This window comes from Citrobacter sp. MGH110, from assembly GCF_001037515.1.
GTDB classification, from domain to species: Bacteria; Pseudomonadota; Gammaproteobacteria; order Enterobacterales; family Enterobacteriaceae; genus Citrobacter; species Citrobacter portucalensis.
Window position 1 is genome coordinate 2,128,786 of record NZ_KQ089830.1, and the last position, 16,502, is coordinate 2,145,287.

Annotated in this window: 17 protein-coding genes; 10 read left to right on the forward strand and 7 right to left on the reverse strand. The window is 52.9% G+C overall.

The features are described from left to right. Positions 1–14 precede the first annotated feature (14 nt). The gene (locus SK38_RS10180; protein ID WP_003831476.1) at positions 15–833 is read left to right on the forward strand and encodes a pyridoxal phosphatase; all 819 of its coding nucleotides are present in this window, start codon (positions 15–17) and stop codon (positions 831–833) included. Here SK38_RS10180 and modC read toward each other — a convergent pair whose 3' ends face one another. From modC to SK38_RS23930, 4 genes are all read right to left on the reverse strand, one after another. Continuing rightward, positions 834–1,892, reverse strand: coding sequence for a molybdenum ABC transporter ATP-binding protein ModC (gene modC / locus SK38_RS10185; protein ID WP_048235822.1), 1,059 nt, complete (start codon positions 1,890–1,892; stop codon positions 834–836). A gap of 2 nt (positions 1,893–1,894) precedes the next feature. Further along, complete coding sequence (gene modB, locus SK38_RS10190; protein ID WP_008784169.1) at positions 1,895–2,584, reverse strand: molybdate ABC transporter permease subunit; 690 nt, start codon at positions 2,582–2,584, stop codon at positions 1,895–1,897. After that, a complete protein-coding gene (gene modA, locus SK38_RS10195; RefSeq protein WP_003831470.1) occupies positions 2,584–3,357 on the reverse strand; it encodes a molybdate ABC transporter substrate-binding protein in 774 nt (257 codons plus the stop codon). The genes modB and modA overlap by 1 nt, the downstream gene beginning before the upstream one ends. Before the next feature lie 184 nt (positions 3,358–3,541). Continuing rightward, positions 3,542–3,691, reverse strand: coding sequence for an AcrZ family multidrug efflux pump-associated protein (locus tag SK38_RS23930; RefSeq protein WP_020996536.1), 150 nt, complete (start codon positions 3,689–3,691; stop codon positions 3,542–3,544). 129 nt (positions 3,692–3,820) lie between these two features. Here SK38_RS23930 and modE point away from each other — a divergent pair, with 129 nt between their 5' ends. The 7 genes from modE to gpmA all read left to right on the forward strand — a co-directional run bounded on the left by modE (position 3,821) and on the right by gpmA (position 11,610). Next, positions 3,821–4,609 carry a molybdenum-dependent transcriptional regulator gene (modE, locus tag SK38_RS10205; RefSeq protein ID WP_003831465.1) on the forward strand — a complete coding sequence of 263 codons (789 nt, stop codon included), beginning with the start codon at positions 3,821–3,823 and terminating at the stop codon, positions 4,607–4,609. Positions 4,610–4,676: 67 nt separating this feature from the next. Beyond that, a complete protein-coding gene (gene modF / locus SK38_RS10210) occupies positions 4,677–6,149 on the forward strand; it encodes a molybdate ABC transporter ATP-binding protein ModF (RefSeq protein WP_048235824.1) in 1,473 nt (490 codons plus the stop codon). Positions 6,150–6,366: 217 nt separating this feature from the next. Then, positions 6,367–7,383, forward strand: coding sequence for a UDP-glucose 4-epimerase GalE (galE, locus tag SK38_RS10215; protein ID WP_003831462.1), 1,017 nt, complete (start codon positions 6,367–6,369; stop codon positions 7,381–7,383). 9 nt (positions 7,384–7,392) lie between these two features. Continuing rightward, entirely contained in the window at positions 7,393–8,439 is a 1,047-nt protein-coding gene (gene galT, locus SK38_RS10220) for a galactose-1-phosphate uridylyltransferase (protein ID WP_048235827.1), read from the forward strand. A gap of 3 nt (positions 8,440–8,442) precedes the next feature. Beyond that, positions 8,443–9,591 (forward strand): galactokinase, encoded by a 1,149-nt coding sequence (gene galK / locus SK38_RS10225; protein ID WP_032942744.1) that lies wholly within the window; start codon positions 8,443–8,445, stop codon positions 9,589–9,591. Beyond that, positions 9,585–10,625 carry a galactose-1-epimerase gene (gene galM / locus SK38_RS10230; protein WP_048235829.1) on the forward strand — a complete coding sequence of 347 codons (1,041 nt, stop codon included), beginning with the start codon at positions 9,585–9,587 and terminating at the stop codon, positions 10,623–10,625. Before galK ends, galM begins: the two co-directional genes overlap by 7 nt. Before the next feature lie 232 nt (positions 10,626–10,857). Beyond that, positions 10,858–11,610: a 2,3-diphosphoglycerate-dependent phosphoglycerate mutase gene (gene gpmA / locus SK38_RS10235; protein ID WP_003022999.1), complete on the forward strand. Its 753-nt coding sequence runs from the start codon at positions 10,858–10,860 to the stop codon at positions 11,608–11,610. Between the two features lie 108 nt (positions 11,611–11,718). Here the strand turns inward: gpmA and aroG are convergent, their stop codons facing one another. Next, complete coding sequence (gene aroG / locus SK38_RS10240; RefSeq protein ID WP_020996538.1) at positions 11,719–12,771, reverse strand: 3-deoxy-7-phosphoheptulonate synthase AroG; 1,053 nt, start codon at positions 12,769–12,771, stop codon at positions 11,719–11,721. A gap of 317 nt (positions 12,772–13,088) precedes the next feature. Here aroG and SK38_RS10245 point away from each other — a divergent pair, with 317 nt between their 5' ends. Both SK38_RS10245 and zitB read left to right on the forward strand, forming a co-directional pair. After that, the gene (locus SK38_RS10245; RefSeq protein ID WP_003022994.1) at positions 13,089–13,463 is read left to right on the forward strand and encodes a YbgS-like family protein; all 375 of its coding nucleotides are present in this window, start codon (positions 13,089–13,091) and stop codon (positions 13,461–13,463) included. A 113-nt stretch (positions 13,464–13,576) separates the two neighbouring features. Next, on the forward strand, positions 13,577–14,518 hold the full coding sequence (gene zitB, locus SK38_RS10250) for a CDF family zinc transporter ZitB (protein WP_032942740.1): 942 nt from the start codon (positions 13,577–13,579) through the stop codon (positions 14,516–14,518). Here zitB and pnuC read toward each other — a convergent pair. Together pnuC and nadA are read right to left on the reverse strand one after the other, a co-directional pair. Beyond that, positions 14,515–15,234 (reverse strand): nicotinamide riboside transporter PnuC, encoded by a 720-nt coding sequence (pnuC, locus tag SK38_RS10255; protein ID WP_048214653.1) that lies wholly within the window; start codon positions 15,232–15,234, stop codon positions 14,515–14,517. The two genes, zitB and pnuC, sit on opposite strands and share 4 nt — an antisense overlap. A gap of 26 nt (positions 15,235–15,260) precedes the next feature. Beyond that, positions 15,261–16,304, reverse strand: coding sequence for a quinolinate synthase NadA (nadA, locus tag SK38_RS10260; RefSeq protein WP_048235831.1), 1,044 nt, complete (start codon positions 16,302–16,304; stop codon positions 15,261–15,263). Positions 16,305–16,502 lie beyond the last annotated feature (198 nt).

Below are 16,502 nucleotides of genomic sequence, written 5' to 3' on the forward strand. Positions count from 1 at the left end.
ATCTGGAAAAAACTATGACCGCACGCGTGATTGCCCTGGATTTAGACGGTACCCTGTTGACCCCGAAAAAAACCTTGCTGCCATCCTCCCTCGAAGCGCTCTCGCGCGCCAGAGAAGCAGGCTACCAACTTATCATTGTCACAGGTCGCCATCACGTTGCTATTCATCCTTTTTATCAGGCACTGGCGCTGGATACACCTGCAATTTGCTGTAACGGTACCTACTTGTATGATTATCAGGCAAAAAAGGTACTGGAATCCGATCCCCTCCCGGTAGACCAGGCATTACAGCTGATCGAAATGCTGGATGAACATCAGATCCACGGGCTGATGTATGTGGATGAGGCCATGCTGTATGAGCGCCCAACCGGGCATGTGGTGCGTACCGCTAACTGGGCGCAAACTCTGCCGCCGGAACAGCGCCCGACCTTCACCCAGGTTCCTTCGCTGGCGCAGGCCGCACATGACGTCAACGCCGTCTGGAAATTTGCCCTGACCGACGAAGATATTCCGAAACTGCAGCAGTTTGGCCAGTACGTTGAGCAACAGCTGGGGCTGGAGTGTGAATGGTCCTGGCACGATCAGGTCGACATTGCCCGTAAAGGCAACAGCAAAGGACGACGCCTTACCCAGTGGATTGAAGCACAGGGCGGGTCAATGGAAAACGTGATTGCCTTTGGTGATAACTTTAACGATATCAGCATGCTGGAAGCCGCAGGTACCGGTGTGGCGATGGGCAACGCGGATGACGCGGTCAAAGCCCGCGCCAACATCGTGATTGGTGACAACACCACAGACAGCATCGCGAAATTTATCTACTCCCACCTGCTGTAATCAGGCGGTAATCGATACGCTCTTAATTTGCGCGTACAGCCACAGGCCAGGTTTGATACCCAGTTCATCCCTGGCCCATGGGCTAATCCTTGCCCACAGCGTCTTACCGCCCACCTCAAGCTGAACTTCCACCTGACCGTTATCGTCATAGCATTGCGCGACTTTTGCCCGGAGAACGTTACGAATACTGGTCTGCTGGGGGGGTTGGAGCACCAGTGAAACATCAGATGCCTGAATACGAATACGCAGCGCGGTTTGCAGCGGTTGCTCCAGCTTATTGACCCACAGATGCTGATCGCCGAGCGCCAGCGCGGTCATCGCATAGTGTGGATGATGTTCCAGCACGCTGACTTTCAGAATACTGCTTTGCTGTTCCTTAGGCAGCCAGGGGTGCATCACGCTGCTACCCCAGACATCTTCCAGCGAACCAAACGCTTTGACCTGCCCGTTCTCCAGCACCATCACTTTATCCGCCAGGTGCAAAATCTCATCAAGCGAGTGGCTGACATACAGCATCGGAATATTGATTTCACGTGCAAGGCGTTGCAGGTAAGGCAGCAGTTCGCGTTTACGCGGTATATCCAGCGAGGCTAACGGCTCATCAAGCAGCAATAACTCAGGCGCGGTCAGCAGAGCCCGACCGATGGCGACACGCTGCTTTTCACCGCCAGAAAGACCGCCAGGCAGACGGTCAAGCAGCGGTTCAATGCCCAACAGCGACACCAGCTTATCAAACTGTCCGGCCATGCTTTTCGCCATTCCGTAACGCAGGTTGCCGCGCACTTTATAGTGCGGGAACAGGCGCGCATCCTGGAAAACATAGCCCACCCGGCGTTTTTCCGGCGTTAAACAGATACCGTTCTCGACGTCGTTTAAGACCCGACCGTTGAGCACGATGCGTCCTGACTGCGGCTGCGTCAAGCCGCTGATGGCGTTAATCAGTGAGGTTTTGCCCGCGCCGGAAACGCCAAAAATAGCGGTGATGCCGCTGGCTGGCAGCGTTTCGTTGAGCGTCAGGCAATGCGTCCCCAGCGTCTGGGAGAAATTGAGTTCCAGCATAATTATCGCCCCGTCCGCTCACGGCTAATACGCGCCAGCCATTCAGAAATCAGCAGCGAAATCAGCGCCAACACAATAGAAATGATACACAACCTCGCCGCCGCGCTTTCGCCGCCGGGAGTCTGGATCAGGGTATACATCGCCGAAGGAATGGTGCGGGTTTCACCAGGAATGTTGGAAACAAAAGTAATGGTTGCGCCGAATTCCCCGAGGGAACGCGCGAACGCCAGCACCGTACCGACAATAATGCCGGGCAGCATCAGCGGTAGCGTAATCGTCATGAATACACGCCAGCGTCCGGCTCCCAGCGTGCGGGCCGCCTGCTCCAGCTTGACGTCGACACCTTCCAGCGCCAGACGAATTGCCCGTACCATCAGAGGAAAAGACATCACCGCCGCAGCCAGCACAGCTCCGCGCCAGCTAAAGGCAAAGGTAATGCCAAACCAGTCGTACAACCATTCGCCAATGAATCCGCGCCGCCCCATGGCGACCAGCAGCAGATAGCCTACCACAACCGGCGGCAGAACCAGTGGCAAATGCAGGACGCTGTCGAGCAGCGCTTTGCCCGGAAACTTGCATCGCACAAGCAGCCAGGCAAAGAAGATCCCAAACGGCAAACTAAACAACACAGCCAGGGAAGAAACTTTCAGGCTCAGGATGACGGCCTGCCATTCAGGATCGGTCAGTATCATTACTTGGTCGTAAATCCATAACGTTTAAAGATTTCAGCAGCCTGCGGTCCTTTCAGGTAATCATAGAACGCGCTAACCGTTGCGTTTTTGTGCCCATCAACAATCGCGATAGGGTATTCCACTTTTTTGTGCGAATCTTCCGGGAAAGTCGCAACAACTTTTACGCCCTTACTGGCGACAGCATCGGAACCATAGACGATCCCCAGCGGCGCTTCGTTACGCTCTACCAGCGCCAGCGCACCGCGCACGTCTTCAGCAGGAGCCAGTTTCGGGGCCAGGGTATCCCATGCACCCAATTTTTGCAGCGCTTCTTTGGCATAAATGCCCGCCGGAACATGTTCTGGATCGCCAACAGCCAGGCGTCCACCATTCAACAGACTGGTCCAGTTGGTTTTACTGTCAATGGTGAAGTCTTTCTGTGCGCTGGCTTTCGGCGCAACCACCACCAGACTGTTACCCAACAGCGTTTCACGCGATGCGGTATCAATCGACTTCTTGTCTACCGCGTAGTCCATCCATTTCTGATCGGCAGAAATAAACAGATCGGCCGGTGCGCCTGCTTCAATCTGACGCGCCAGTGTGGAAGAAGAAGCAAAAGAGGAGACAACATCAACGTTCTTCTCTTTTTTATATTGCGTTGCAATGTCCTGCATCGCGTTGGTCAGCGAAGCCGCTGCAAAAACGGTAATCTTTCCTTCATCCGCCAGCGCATGCCCGGCAACGGTAAGAGAAAGTGTTGCCCCTGCAAACAAGCGTAACCATGTACGTGCCATCTGTAACTCCTTTGCGTTTCGTTATGTAGGCGCAAATATAACGAGTAAACCAGGATTTTCCCAGTGGTTATTGATACCAATTAGAGGTTACACAAAGAAAATATCGGCAGGGAAAGCAAGATCTTGAGAAAACGAGTTGGCAGGCAAAAAATATAAACGCCCGACTGAGCGGGCGTTTGGGGAATCAATGATTCTGTCTGGACTGGTCTTTCTGACCGATAGAGGAGAAGATGTTGAACACTTCACCCAGTCCGTAAATCAGCCCCAGGATGACAGCCATCACCACAGGAACCATAATTACGGCGAATACCAGACTTTTCAATAACTCTAACATGGTCAACTCCAGATATAGTCCTTAGTTGTATTCTAACCACATAACACAGAAAAGCACTCCCCTTTTGTGCGGTTGGCTTTGCGCGCGCGCGGTTTTCCGTCACAATACCCCTTTTGCTAGGAGCTTGTGATGCAGGCCGAAATCCTTCTTACGCTGAAACTTCAGCAAAAACTGTTTGCCGATCCCCGTCGCATTTCTCTGCTTAAGCACATTGCGCTTTCCGGCTCCATCAGTCAGGGCGCGAAGGATGCAGGTATCAGCTATAAAAGCGCCTGGGATGCGATTAACGAAATGAATCAGCTCAGCGAGCAGACGCTGGTTGAGCGCGCCACTGGCGGCAAAGGCGGCGGCGGCGCGGTATTAACGCGCTACGGCCAACGCTTAATCCAGCTGTATGATTTATTAGCGCAAATCCAACAGAAAGCCTTCGATGTTTTGAGCGATGACGACGCACTGCCGCTCAATAGCCTGCTGGCGGCGATCTCTCGCTTTTCGCTGCAAACCAGCGCCCGTAACCAGTGGTTTGGCACCATTACCGCCCGCGACCACGATCAGGTTCAACAGCATGTCGACGTGCTACTGGCGGATGGCGAAACGCGCCTGAAAGTGGCAATCACTGCACAAAGCGGCGAGCGTCTAGGGCTTGAGGAAGGCAAAGAAGTACTGATTCTGTTGAAAGCGCCTTGGGTAGGAATCACTCAGGACGACGCCATCGCTCAGGCCGCCGATAACCAGTTGCAGGGCACGATTAGCCATATCGAACGCGGAGCGGAGCAGTGCGAAGTGTTGATGACCTTGCCAGACGGCCAGACGCTGTGCGCGACTTTGCCGATAGAGCAGACCCACACATTAACGGAAGGCGCTAACGTCACAGCATATTTTAATGCGGACAGGGTGATTATCGCCACACTGTGCTGAGTTAATTGACATCAGCCTGAAGAACACGTATCCCTGTTATTCATCGCTGCAAATAATGGGATACAAAATGTCATCGTTGCAAATTTCGCAAGGCACGTTTCGTCTTAGCGACACAAAAACGCTCCAGTTAGATGCGTTGACGTTAAACGCGGGCGATAGCTGGGCGTTTGTTGGCTCTAACGGCAGCGGGAAATCTGCGCTGGCCCGCGCGCTGGCGGGCGAGTTGCCGCTCCTGAAAGGCGAACGCCGCAGCCAGTTCACACGTATTACCCGACTCTCCTTTGAGCAGCTCCAAAAGCTGGTCAGCGACGAGTGGCAGCGAAACAACACCGATCTTCTTAGTCCCGGTGAAGACGACACCGGGCGCACTACCGCAGAAATAATTCAGGACGAAGTTCACGACCCCGCCCGCTGCGCTGCGCTGGCGCAGCAGTTTGGCATTTCATCCCTACTTAACAGGCGTTTCAAATACCTTTCCACCGGTGAAACGCGCAAAACCCTGCTCTGCCAGGCATTAATGTCCACACCGGATTTGCTGATCCTTGATGAACCCTTTGACGGGCTGGACGTGGCGTCCCGTCGCCAGTTTGCAGAGTTGCTCGCTGAGTTGCACCAGGCCGGTTTAACGTTGGTACTGGTGCTTAATCGCTTTGATGAAATTCCTGAGTTCGTGCAGTTTGCCGGCGTACTTGCCGACTGCACGCTGACGGAAACCGGTGCAAAACCCGACCTTCTGCAACAGGCATTAATCGCTCAGCTTGCCCATAGCGAACGGCTGGAAGGCATCCAGTTACCTGAACCGGATGAGCCTTCGGTGCGCCACACGCTGTCAGATAACGAGCCGCACATTGTGCTTAACGACGGCACCGTCTCGTATAACGATCGCCCTATCCTGCATCATCTGAGCTGGTGGGTAAATCCGGGGGAACACTGGCAAATCATCGGCCCCAACGGTGCGGGGAAATCAACCCTGCTCAGTTTAATCACCGGCGATCATCCCCAAGGATATAGCAACGACCTGACCCTGTTTGGCCGCCGCCGGGGCAGCGGTGAAACTATCTGGGATATCAAAAAACACATTGGCTATGTCAGCAGCAGCCTGCATCTGGATTACCGGGTAAGTACGACAGTTCGCAACGTTATTCTCTCCGGTTATTTCGATTCAATCGGCATTTATCAGGCCGTCTCCGACAGACAGCACAAGCTGGTACAACAGTGGCTGGATATTCTGGGCATCGATAAACATACCGCGGATGCACCATTTCATAGTCTTTCCTGGGGGCAGCAGCGGCTGGCATTGATTGTTCGTGCACTGGTGAAACATCCTACGTTGCTGATCCTCGATGAACCGTTGCAAGGATTAGATCCGCTCAACCGTCAACTGATCCGTCGGTTTGTGGATGTCCTGATCGGTGAAGGTGAAACTCAGCTTTTGTTTGTCTCTCATCACGCCGAAGATGCCCCTGCCTGCATTACCCATCGGCTAGAGTTTGTACCCGAGGGTGATATCTACGCCTATCGACAAACCTCTCTGCGTTAATTTTCATGCCAGGGCGTTTATCACGCCCTTTTTTCTGTTTTTTTTTCAGACAAGTGCTGAAATAACAACCTAACATAATGATTTATAATAAAGTAACTGGCAGTATCGAGTGAAAACACTGGAGTGTAAACGATTCCACTAATTTATTCCGTGTCACACTTTTCGCATCTTTGTTATGCTATGGTTATTGCATACCATAGGCTTAACGGAGCGAATTATGAGAGTATTGGTTACAGGTGGTAGCGGTTACATTGGAAGCCACACTTGCGTGCAGTTGCTGAAAAACGGTCACGAAGTGGTGATCCTGGACAATCTCTGCAACAGCAAGCGCAGCGTACTGCCCGTCATTGAGCGTTTAGGCGGCAAGCATCCGACCTTCGTGGAAGGAGACATCCGTAACGAAGCGCTGATAACCGAAATTCTGCACGATCATGCCATTGATACGGTCATCCATTTTGCCGGTTTAAAAGCCGTTGGAGAATCCGTTGCCAAGCCGCTGGAGTACTATGACAACAACGTCAACGGCACTCTGCGTCTGGTGAATGCAATGCGCGCTGCCAACGTGAAAAACTTCATTTTCAGCTCCTCCGCGACCGTCTATGGCGATCAGCCGCAAATTCCTTACGTTGAAAGCTTCCCCACCGGCACGCCGCAAAGTCCGTACGGCAAAAGCAAGCTGATGGTGGAACAGATCCTGACCGATCTGCAAAAAGCACAGCCCGACTGGAGCATTGCCCTGCTGCGCTACTTTAACCCGGTTGGCGCTCATCCATCGGGAGATATGGGGGAAGATCCGCAAGGTATTCCAAACAACCTGATGCCTTACATCGCGCAGGTTGCCGTTGGCCGTCGCGAATCTCTTGCCATATTTGGCAATGACTACCCTACTGAAGATGGTACCGGCGTACGCGACTACATCCACGTGATGGATCTCGCCGACGGCCATGTTGCTGCCATGGAAAAACTGGCGGGCAAACAGGGCGTACATATTTACAACCTCGGTGCAGGCATCGGCAGCAGCGTGCTGGACGTGGTCAACGCCTTCAGCAAAGCTTGCGGTAAACCGGTGAATTACCATTTCGCCCCGCGCCGTGATGGCGATCTTCCGGCCTACTGGGCTGACGCCAGCAAAGCCGATCGCGAGCTCAACTGGCGCGTGACCCGCACACTGGATGAAATGGCACAAGATACCTGGCACTGGCAGTCACGCCACCCGCAGGGATATTCGGATTAAGGACCAATCATGACGCAATTCAATCCTGTCGATCATCCACATCGCCGTTTTAACCCGCTCACCGGGCAGTGGATCCTCGTATCACCACATCGCGCCAAACGCCCGTGGCAAGGGGCGCAGGAAACTCCGTCTAGGCAGGTACTGCCTGCACATGACCCGGACTGCTTCCTGTGCGCTGGCAATACGCGCGTTACCGGCGACAAAAACCCGGATTACACCGGGACCTATGTCTTTACCAATGACTTTGCGGCGCTGATGTCCGATACCCCGGACGCGCCGGACAGTCACGATCCGTTAATGCGATGCCAGAGCGCGCGCGGTACCAGCCGTGTAATTTGCTTCTCGCCCGATCACAGCAAAACGCTGCCGGAACTCAGCGTCCCTGCGCTAACAGAAATTGTGAAAACGTGGCAGGAGCAGACTGAAGACTTAGGCAAAACCTATCCCTGGGTGCAGGTATTTGAGAATAAAGGCGCAGCGATGGGGTGCTCGAACCCGCATCCACACGGACAAATTTGGGCCAACAGCTTTTTGCCTAACGAAGCCGAACGTGAAGATCGCCTGCAGAAAGCGTACTTCGCCGAACAAGGCGCGCCGATGCTCGTTGATTACGTCCAGCGTGAGCTGGCGGACGGCAGCCGTACGGTCGTTGAAACCGAGCACTGGCTGGCAGTTGTCCCTTACTGGGCCGCGTGGCCGTTCGAAACGCTGCTGCTGCCGAAAGCGCACGTGTTGCGAATTACCGATTTGACCGACGAACAGCGTGCTGACCTGGCGCTGGCGTTGAAAAAACTGACCAGTCGTTATGACAACCTGTTCCAGTGCTCATTCCCCTATTCTATGGGCTGGCACGGCGCACCGTTTAACGGTGAAGAAAACCAACACTGGCAGTTGCACGCACACTTTTATCCACCGCTGCTGCGTTCCGCAACCGTGCGTAAATTTATGGTCGGATATGAAATGCTGGCAGAAACCCAGCGCGACCTGACGGCAGAACAAGCGGCTGAACGACTGCGTGCGGTCAGCGACATCCATTTTCGCGAATCCGGAGTTTAAATAATGAGTCTGAAAGAAAAAACACAATCTCTGTTTGCTGAAACATTTGGCTACCCTGCCACCCATACTATTCAGGCACCTGGTCGTGTGAACCTGATCGGTGAACATACCGATTATAACGACGGCTTCGTTCTGCCCTGCGCTATCGACTATCAAACCGTTATCAGCTGTGCGGCACGCGACGATCGAAAAGTCCGTGTGATCGCCGCTGATTACGACAATCAGGTTGATGAGTTCTCGCTTGATGCGCCAATTATCGCTCATGACAGCCAGCAGTGGTCAAACTACGTGCGTGGCGTAGTGAAACATCTGCAAAAGCGCAATAACGCCTTTGGCGGCGCGGATCTGGTGATCAGCGGTAACGTCCCGCAGGGTGCGGGCTTAAGCTCTTCTGCCTCACTGGAAGTCGCTGTGGGTACGGTATTCCAGCAGCTCTATCATCTGCCGCTCGACGGCGCGCAGATTGCCCTGAATGGCCAGGAAGCTGAAAACCAGTTTGTCGGCTGTAACTGCGGCATTATGGATCAACTGATCTCGGCACTTGGTAAGAAAGATCATGCGCTACTGATCGACTGCCGAACGTTGGGCACCAAAGCCGTTTCCATGCCTGAGGGCGTAGCGGTGGTGATCATCAACAGTAACTTTAAACGCACATTGGTCGGTAGCGAATACAATACCCGTCGCGAACAGTGTGAAACCGGCGCGCGTTTCTTCCAGCAGCCAGCGCTGCGTGATGTCAGCCTTGAAGCCTTCAACGCTGTCGCCCACGAACTGGATCCGATTGTCGCCAAACGCGTTCGCCACGTGATCACGGAAAATGCGCGTACCGTTGAAGCCGCACAGGCGCTGGAAAAAGGCGACCTGCTGCGCATGGGCCAGCTGATGGCGGAATCTCACGCCTCAATGCGCGATGACTTTGAAATTACCGTGCCGCAAATTGATACGCTGGTCGAGATTGTCAAAGCGACCATCGGCGATAAAGGCGGTGTCCGTATGACCGGCGGCGGCTTCGGCGGCTGTATCGTGGCGCTGATCCCGCAAGATTTGGTACCTGCCGTACAGCAGGCCGTCGCGGAACAATACGAAGCAAAAACCGGTATCAAAGAAACATTCTACGTCTGCAAACCTTCACAAGGAGCAGGACAATGTTAAGCGAAATCCCTGTGCAGGCTCCGGACGGTCAGCCGTTTCGCCTGCTCACCCTGCGCAATGACGCAGGGATGGTCGTCACGCTCATGGACTGGGGCGCGACGCTGCTCTCTGCTCGTATTCCGCTTAGCGATGGTAGCGTGCGTGAAGCATTGCTCGGGTGCGCCAGTCCGGAACAATACCCGGAGCAGGCTGCATTTCTGGGCGCTTCAATTGGTCGCTACGCTAACCGTATCGCCAACAGCCGCTATACCTTTGCCGGCGAAACCGTTGAGTTGGTACCAAGTCAAGGCGACAACCAGCTGCACGGCGGGCCAGACGGTTTCGACAAACGTCGCTGGCAGATAGTCAATCAGAATGACCGTCAGGTGCTGTTCGCCTTAACATCTGACGATGGCGACCAGGGTTTCCCTGGCCATCTATGCGCCACCGCGCAGTATCGCCTGACTGACGATAATCGTATTTCGATAACCTACCGCGCCACGGTCGATAAGCCCTGTCCGGTGAATCTGACGAATCACGTTTATTTTAACCTCGACGGTGACAAAACGGATGTGCGCCAGCATAAGCTGCAAATTATGGCGGACGAGTACTTGCCGGTTGATGAAATGGGCATCCCGCATGACGGGCTGAAATCCGTCGCTGGTAGCACTTTCGATTTCCGCTCGGCTAAAATCATTAGCAGTGAATTTCTTGCCGATGACGATCAGCGCAAGGTAAAAGGTTACGATCACGCCTTCCTGCTTCAGGCACAGGGCAATGCGCGTACGCCGGTCGCCCGACTGTGGTCCCAGGATGAAAAACTGCAGATGGTGGTATACACCTCCGCCCCGGCATTGCAGTTTTACTCCGGCAACTTCCTCGGCGGTACACCATCTCGTGGGCTTGATGCCTACGAAGACTGGCAAGGTCTGGCGCTGGAAAGTGAGTTTCTCCCGGACAGCCCAAACCATCCAGAGTGGCAGCAGCCGGACTGCTTCTTACGCCCGGGCGAAGAGTATGCCAGCGTGACGGAATATCAGTTTATTCCAGTCTGATCCTTTCCCCCCACAGGCCCGATGACGTAACGTAGCGGGCCTGTTATTTGTTTATCACAGTAGAACCGCTCAAATCCCCACCATTCAAAGACAAAATCGCAACCTTGAATTCACAAGAACCTTACACTGTGGCGCTATTTTCGCTATGGTTATGCGTAAGCATTGCCGCTGACGCTTTACGGCAATATAATGAGAATTATTATCATTCAATATGATTTATAGGAGTGAGTGTATGGCTGTAACTAAGCTGGTTCTGGTACGTCACGGTGAAAGTCAGTGGAACAACGAAAACCGTTTTACCGGTTGGTATGACGTTGATCTGTCAGAGAAAGGCGTGGGCGAAGCAAAAGCGGCAGGTAAACTGCTGAAAGAAGAAGGCTACAGCTTCGATTTTGCTTATACTTCTGTGCTGAAACGTGCCATCCACACCCTGTGGAACGTACTGGACGAACTGGATCAGGCCTGGCTGCCGGTTGAAAAATCCTGGAAACTGAACGAACGTCATTACGGCGCGCTGCAGGGTCTGAACAAAGCTGAAACCGCTGAAAAATACGGTGACGAGCAGGTTAAGCAATGGCGTCGCGGCTTTGCGGTAACACCACCGGAACTGACCAAAGATGACGAGCGTTATCCGGGTCACGATCCGCGTTATGCGAAATTGACCGACAAAGAGTTACCGGTTACCGAAAGCCTGGCGCTGACCATCGATCGCGTTATCCCCTACTGGAACGAAACCATTCTGCCGCGCATGAAAAGCGGTGAGCGCGTAATTATCGCCGCTCACGGTAACTCTCTGCGTGCGCTGGTTAAATATCTGGATAACATGGGCGAAGATGAGATCCTTGAACTGAACATCCCGACCGGCGTACCGCTGGTATATGAGTTCGACGAAAACTTCAAACCAATCAAACACTACTATCTGGGTAATGCTGACGAGATCGCAGCAAAAGCGGCAGCCGTTGCGAACCAGGGTAAAGCGAAGTAATTTTCATCCTGGGTCAAACGAAAAAAGCGTGGAATGCTCCACGCTTTTTTATTGCCGGATGACGGCGTTGTCTTATCCGGCCTACCGAGCGTAGCCAGGATGAATTTTTTAACCGCGGCGCGCTTTTACAGCATCCGCCAGCTGGCGCAATACTGCATCGGTATCTTCCCAGCCAATGCAGGCGTCGGTGATGCTCTTACCGTAGGTCAGCGGCTCACCGCTATCCGGGTTCTGATTACCTTCTACCAGATGGCTTTCGATCATCACACCAATAATTGCTTTTTCGCCCCCAGCAACTTGTCCGCAAACATCTTTCGCGACATCCATCTGCTTTTTGAACTGCTTGCTGGAGTTGGCATGGCTAAAGTCGATCATCACCTGCGCTGAAAGCCCTGCTTTGATCAGACCTTCTTTCACATCGGCAACGTGCTGAGCGCTGTAGTTCGGCTCTTTGCCGCCGCGCAAAATAATATGGCAATCGCCATTACCACTGGTATTTACGATCGCCGAATGACCCCATTTGGTCACAGACAGGAAGCAGTGCGGCGCTCCTGCGGCGTTAATCGCATCAATCGCTACTTTTATCGTGCCATCAGTACCGTTTTTAAAGCCAACCGGGCAGGACAGACCAGACGCCAATTCGCGGTGCACCTGAGATTCTGTGGTACGTGCCCCAATCGCGCCCCAGCTCATCAGGTCGGCGAGGTATTGCGGCGTAATCATATCGAGGAATTCCCCCGCAGCAGGCAATCCGCTGTCATTGATATCCAGCAGCAGTTTACGCGCAATGCGCAGCCCATCGTTGATCTGGAAGCTGTTGTCCATGTGCGGATCGTTGATAAGCCCTTTCCAGCCAACGGTAGTTCGCGGTTTTTCAAAATAGACGCGCATAACGATTTCAAGCTCGTCTTTTAACTCTTCACGCAGTGCCAGCAGGCGAGCGGCATACTCTTTGGCGGCTGCCGGATCATGAATAGAGCAAGGCCCAATCACTACCAACAGGCGATCGTCACTCCCTTTCAGGATTTTATGAATCGCCTTACGGGCATGAGCCACCGTGTTTGCGGCATTTTCAGTAGCGGGGAATTTTTCCAACAATGCGACTGGCGGTAATAACTCGTTGATCTCTTTAATGCGTAAATCGTCGTTCTGATAATTCATGATTATTCCAGCGTTGCCATACTTATATAAATGAATGCAATCCCTCCAATCTATATCTTCAGTCATAAAGTGTAAACGGGGTTTTACACTTTGGACGGATTAATCCTGGAATTGGCCAAAAAAACGCAATAAAGTAGCGAAAAACGAGATCCAACCTACAATTTATAACTGTAACAGCTTTAATTTTCATAAATTTCAAGATTCTATGCTGGGTTTAATTTCTCTGGCAAAACTATTAACCACATATTGATGATGTAACTGGCACATGCACTGTTGGAAGACGTTATCCGACATATCGACCATAACAGGAGCATATTATGCATATGACAAAGCTGGCTTCACTCTTTCTTACCGCTACACTCAGCCTCGCCAGCGGCGCGGCGCTGGCAGCTGAAACCAATACGCAGTCCAATAACGGCCAGGCAAATTCCTCGGCGGATGCCGGTCAGGTCGCCCCAGACGCACGCGAAAACGTGGCACCAAATAATGTCGACAACAGTAACGTGAATTCGGGTGGCACAATGCTGCACCCGAACGGTTCATCAATGAACCATGAAGGGATGACCAAAGACGAGATGCACAAAAACACAATGTGTAAGGACGGTCGCTGCCCTGATGTGAATAAGAAGGTTGAGACCGGAAACGGCATTAACAATGATGCTGAGACAAAAACTGATGGCACTACGCAGTAACGCTGAAAATAAAGCTAATAATGGGAGAGCAATAGCTCTCCTTTTTAATTTTATCATCCCAAAAACGGTATGATGGCATACAGTAAAGATGAGAATAACAAAGGGATGGCATAATGGCGCACTCGCATACTCATACTTCTTCTGAGCAACCCAAGGACAATAATGCCCGCCGCTTGATGTTTGCATTCTGCATTACAGCCGGATTTATGTTGGTTGAAGTGGTGGGTGGCATACTTTCAGGTTCACTGGCCTTGTTGGCCGATGCCGGGCATATGCTCACTGATGCCGCAGCGCTCCTTTTTGCGCTGCTGGCCGTCCGGTTTTCCCATCGCCCGCCCACAATACGACACACCTTCGGCTGGCTGAGGCTCACGACACTGGCCGCGTTTGTTAATGCCATCGCATTGGTCGTGATCACCATTTTAATCGTCTGGGAAGCCATTGAGCGCTTCCATACGCCCCGCCCCGTGGCTGGCGGCATGATGATGGTTATAGCTGTCGCGGGTTTACTGGCTAACGTGCTGGCTTTTTGGGTTCTACACCGCGGCAGTGAGGAGAAAAACCTGAACGTCCGCGCCGCGGCACTACATGTGATGGGCGATTTACTCGGCTCGGTCGGGGCGATCATCGCTGCGCTGATTATTATCTGGACGGGCTGGACGCCTGCGGACCCGATTCTCTCGATTCTGGTTTCCGTGTTGGTACTGCGTAGCGCCTGGCGACTGTTAAAGGATAGCGTTAATGAATTACTGGAAGGCGCCCCGCTGACGCTGGATATCGCCGCACTACAGCGCCATCTCAGCCGGGATATCCCCGAAGTCCGCAATGTGCACCATGTCCATGTCTGGATGGTGGGTGAAAAACCGGTAATGACGCTGCATGTGCAGGTGGTCCCGCCGCACGATCACGACGCGCTGCTGGAGCGTATTCAGCATTTCCTTATCCATCACTACCAGATTGAACACGCCACGATCCAGATGGAGTATCAGCCGTGTAATGGGCCGGACTGCCACCTGTATCAGGGGGTATCCGGCCATTCACACCATCACCATTAATGGGACAGCGCGTGGGAACCCCGCTCGCGCGCGCTGTTAATCCACATTCTGCTACCGTTCAGTGCGATAACAGTCAGGATCACATATTCCAGCGACATGGCATATACGCCTTGCAGGGCGAAAATCACTACGCTTATTACGTTAATGATCACCCACAGCAGCCAGTTTTCAACGTACTTACGCGTCATCAGGATCATCGCCGCAATCGACAACACCATCATGCAGGAGTCCCAGAACGGGAATGCATCGGGTTGCAACTCAGGCACAACAACCTGCAATCCTAGTGCCTGCATAATGTTCACCGCAATGCGGGTCAGGAACGCAAAGACCAGATCGATATAGACCGACATCAGGCCGATCGCCACCACGCAAGCCGCCAGCCAGCCGATCGCTTTTGGTAACGGCAGCCAGCGAATTTTCAGTTCCGCTTCATGCTGGTTGGTTTGCCTGGACCAGGCATACCAGCCGTAGATGTTGGCGGCAAAGAAGAAAACTTGCAGCAACAGGCTTGCATAGAGCTGGATCTGAAAGAAGATAATCGCAAACAGCGTGACGTTTATCAGGCCGAAGAAGTAATTGCTGATTTTCTCAAGGCTCGCCAGGCCAATACACAGCAACCCAGCGATCGTCCCCACAGCTTCGATCCACGACAGATCGTAACCGCCAGCGCCAATCGGAATATGTACCAGAATGTTCTGCGTGCTAAAAAAGTCCATCTTTTCCCCCAGAGCAAAATAATTAATTAAGCTCGAAGTGTAGCCGCAAATTCCAACATGCGGTTTAACGGCAACAACGCCCCTTCTCGCAGCGCAGCATCAACATGTATCTCATGAGCCGCTCCGCCTTGTTCCAGGCCCTCAGCAATCGCCTTGAGGCCGTTCATCGCCATCCACGGACAATGCGCACAGCTGCGGCAGGTTGCCCCCTCACCAGCCGTCGGCGCTTCAAGCAATTCTTTATCCGGAACGGCCTGCTGCATTTTGTAAAATATGCCCCGGTCAGTCGCCACAATCAGCTGTTGATGCGGTAACGATTTAGCTGCGTTGATTAACTGGCTGGTTGAGCCAACCGCATCGGCCATATCAACGATAGACTGAGGGGACTCCGGGTGCACCAACACCGCGGCATCAGGGTAAAGCCCCTTCATACGTGTTAAAGCCTGAGTTTTAAATTCGTCGTGGACGATACAGGCCCCCTGCCAACAAAGAACGTCTGCACCGGTCTGTTTTTGTACGTAGCTGCCCAGATGTCTGTCCGGAGCCCAGATGATTTTTTCACCTAAACTATCAAGATGCTCAATAAGTTCTACCGCGATACTGGATGTGACGACCCAGTCCGCACGTGCTTTAACGGCGGCTGAGGTATTGGCGTAAACCACCACGGTACGATCGGGGTGCGCATCGCAAAACGCGCTGAACGCATCAATCGGACAGCCCAGATCTAATGAGCATTCCGCCTGTAGAGTCGGCATCAGGATGGTCTTTTCCGGGCTGAGGATTTTGGCGGTTTCCCCCATAAACCTCACGCCTGCAACCAACAGCGTAGAGGCAGAATGTTTTGAGCCGAAACGCGCCATCTCCAGAGAATCAGAAATACAACCACCGGTCTCTTCGGCCAACTGCTGAATTTCGGGATCGGTGTAATAGTGCGCGACCATAACGGCATCACGCTCTTTCAGCAGGCGCTTGACTTTTTCACGATAAAATTGCTTTTCATCCACACTCAGCGGGGCTGGCTTTGGCGGAAACGGATAAATTGCTGCTTCTGGATCAAACATCACGCTCATCTTGCTTTCTCGTTTTACTGGCTTAACGAAATAACCGATTAAAAGCGTGACGCACGCCGTATTCGGTTAGATTTGTTTTATATGCTAAACAAGATAGCGGATTGGCGTAAGAAAGTCACAATAATTGCGTGTGATGAATGCCGGAAGGCGACTGACGTCTTATCCGGCCTACGTGAATAGTGTCGTCTGTAGGACTGA

Excerpts from the sequence above, each read along its gene's own strand:
- galE (WP_003831462.1), top strand. The coding sequence starts at position 6,367 with ATGAGAGTATTGGTTACAGGTGGTAGCGGTTACATTGGAAGCCACACT.
- SK38_RS10180 (WP_003831476.1), top strand. The coding sequence starts at position 15 with ATGACCGCACGCGTGATTGCCCTGGATTTAGACGGTACCCTGTTGACC.
- SK38_RS23930 (WP_020996536.1), bottom strand. The coding sequence starts at position 3,691 with ATGTTAGAGTTATTGAAAAGTCTGGTATTCGCCGTAATTATGGTTCCT.
- galM (WP_048235829.1), top strand. The coding sequence starts at position 9,585 with ATGTTAAGCGAAATCCCTGTGCAGGCTCCGGACGGTCAGCCGTTTCGC.
- zitB (WP_032942740.1), top strand. The coding sequence starts at position 13,577 with ATGGCGCACTCGCATACTCATACTTCTTCTGAGCAACCCAAGGACAAT.
- modE (WP_003831465.1), top strand. The coding sequence starts at position 3,821 with ATGCAGGCCGAAATCCTTCTTACGCTGAAACTTCAGCAAAAACTGTTT.
- aroG (WP_020996538.1), bottom strand. The coding sequence starts at position 12,771 with ATGAATTATCAGAACGACGATTTACGCATTAAAGAGATCAACGAGTTA.
- SK38_RS10245 (WP_003022994.1), top strand. The coding sequence starts at position 13,089 with ATGCATATGACAAAGCTGGCTTCACTCTTTCTTACCGCTACACTCAGC.
- gpmA (WP_003022999.1), top strand. The coding sequence starts at position 10,858 with ATGGCTGTAACTAAGCTGGTTCTGGTACGTCACGGTGAAAGTCAGTGG.
- modC (WP_048235822.1), bottom strand. The coding sequence starts at position 1,892 with ATGCTGGAACTCAATTTCTCCCAGACGCTGGGGACGCATTGCCTGACG.
- nadA (WP_048235831.1), bottom strand. The coding sequence starts at position 16,304 with ATGAGCGTGATGTTTGATCCAGAAGCAGCAATTTATCCGTTTCCGCCA.
- modA (WP_003831470.1), bottom strand. The coding sequence starts at position 3,357 with ATGGCACGTACATGGTTACGCTTGTTTGCAGGGGCAACACTTTCTCTT.
- galT (WP_048235827.1), top strand. The coding sequence starts at position 7,393 with ATGACGCAATTCAATCCTGTCGATCATCCACATCGCCGTTTTAACCCG.
- modF (WP_048235824.1), top strand. The coding sequence starts at position 4,677 with ATGTCATCGTTGCAAATTTCGCAAGGCACGTTTCGTCTTAGCGACACA.
- galK (WP_032942744.1), top strand. The coding sequence starts at position 8,443 with ATGAGTCTGAAAGAAAAAACACAATCTCTGTTTGCTGAAACATTTGGC.
- pnuC (WP_048214653.1), bottom strand. The coding sequence starts at position 15,234 with ATGGACTTTTTTAGCACGCAGAACATTCTGGTACATATTCCGATTGGC.
- modB (WP_008784169.1), bottom strand. The coding sequence starts at position 2,584 with ATGATACTGACCGATCCTGAATGGCAGGCCGTCATCCTGAGCCTGAAA.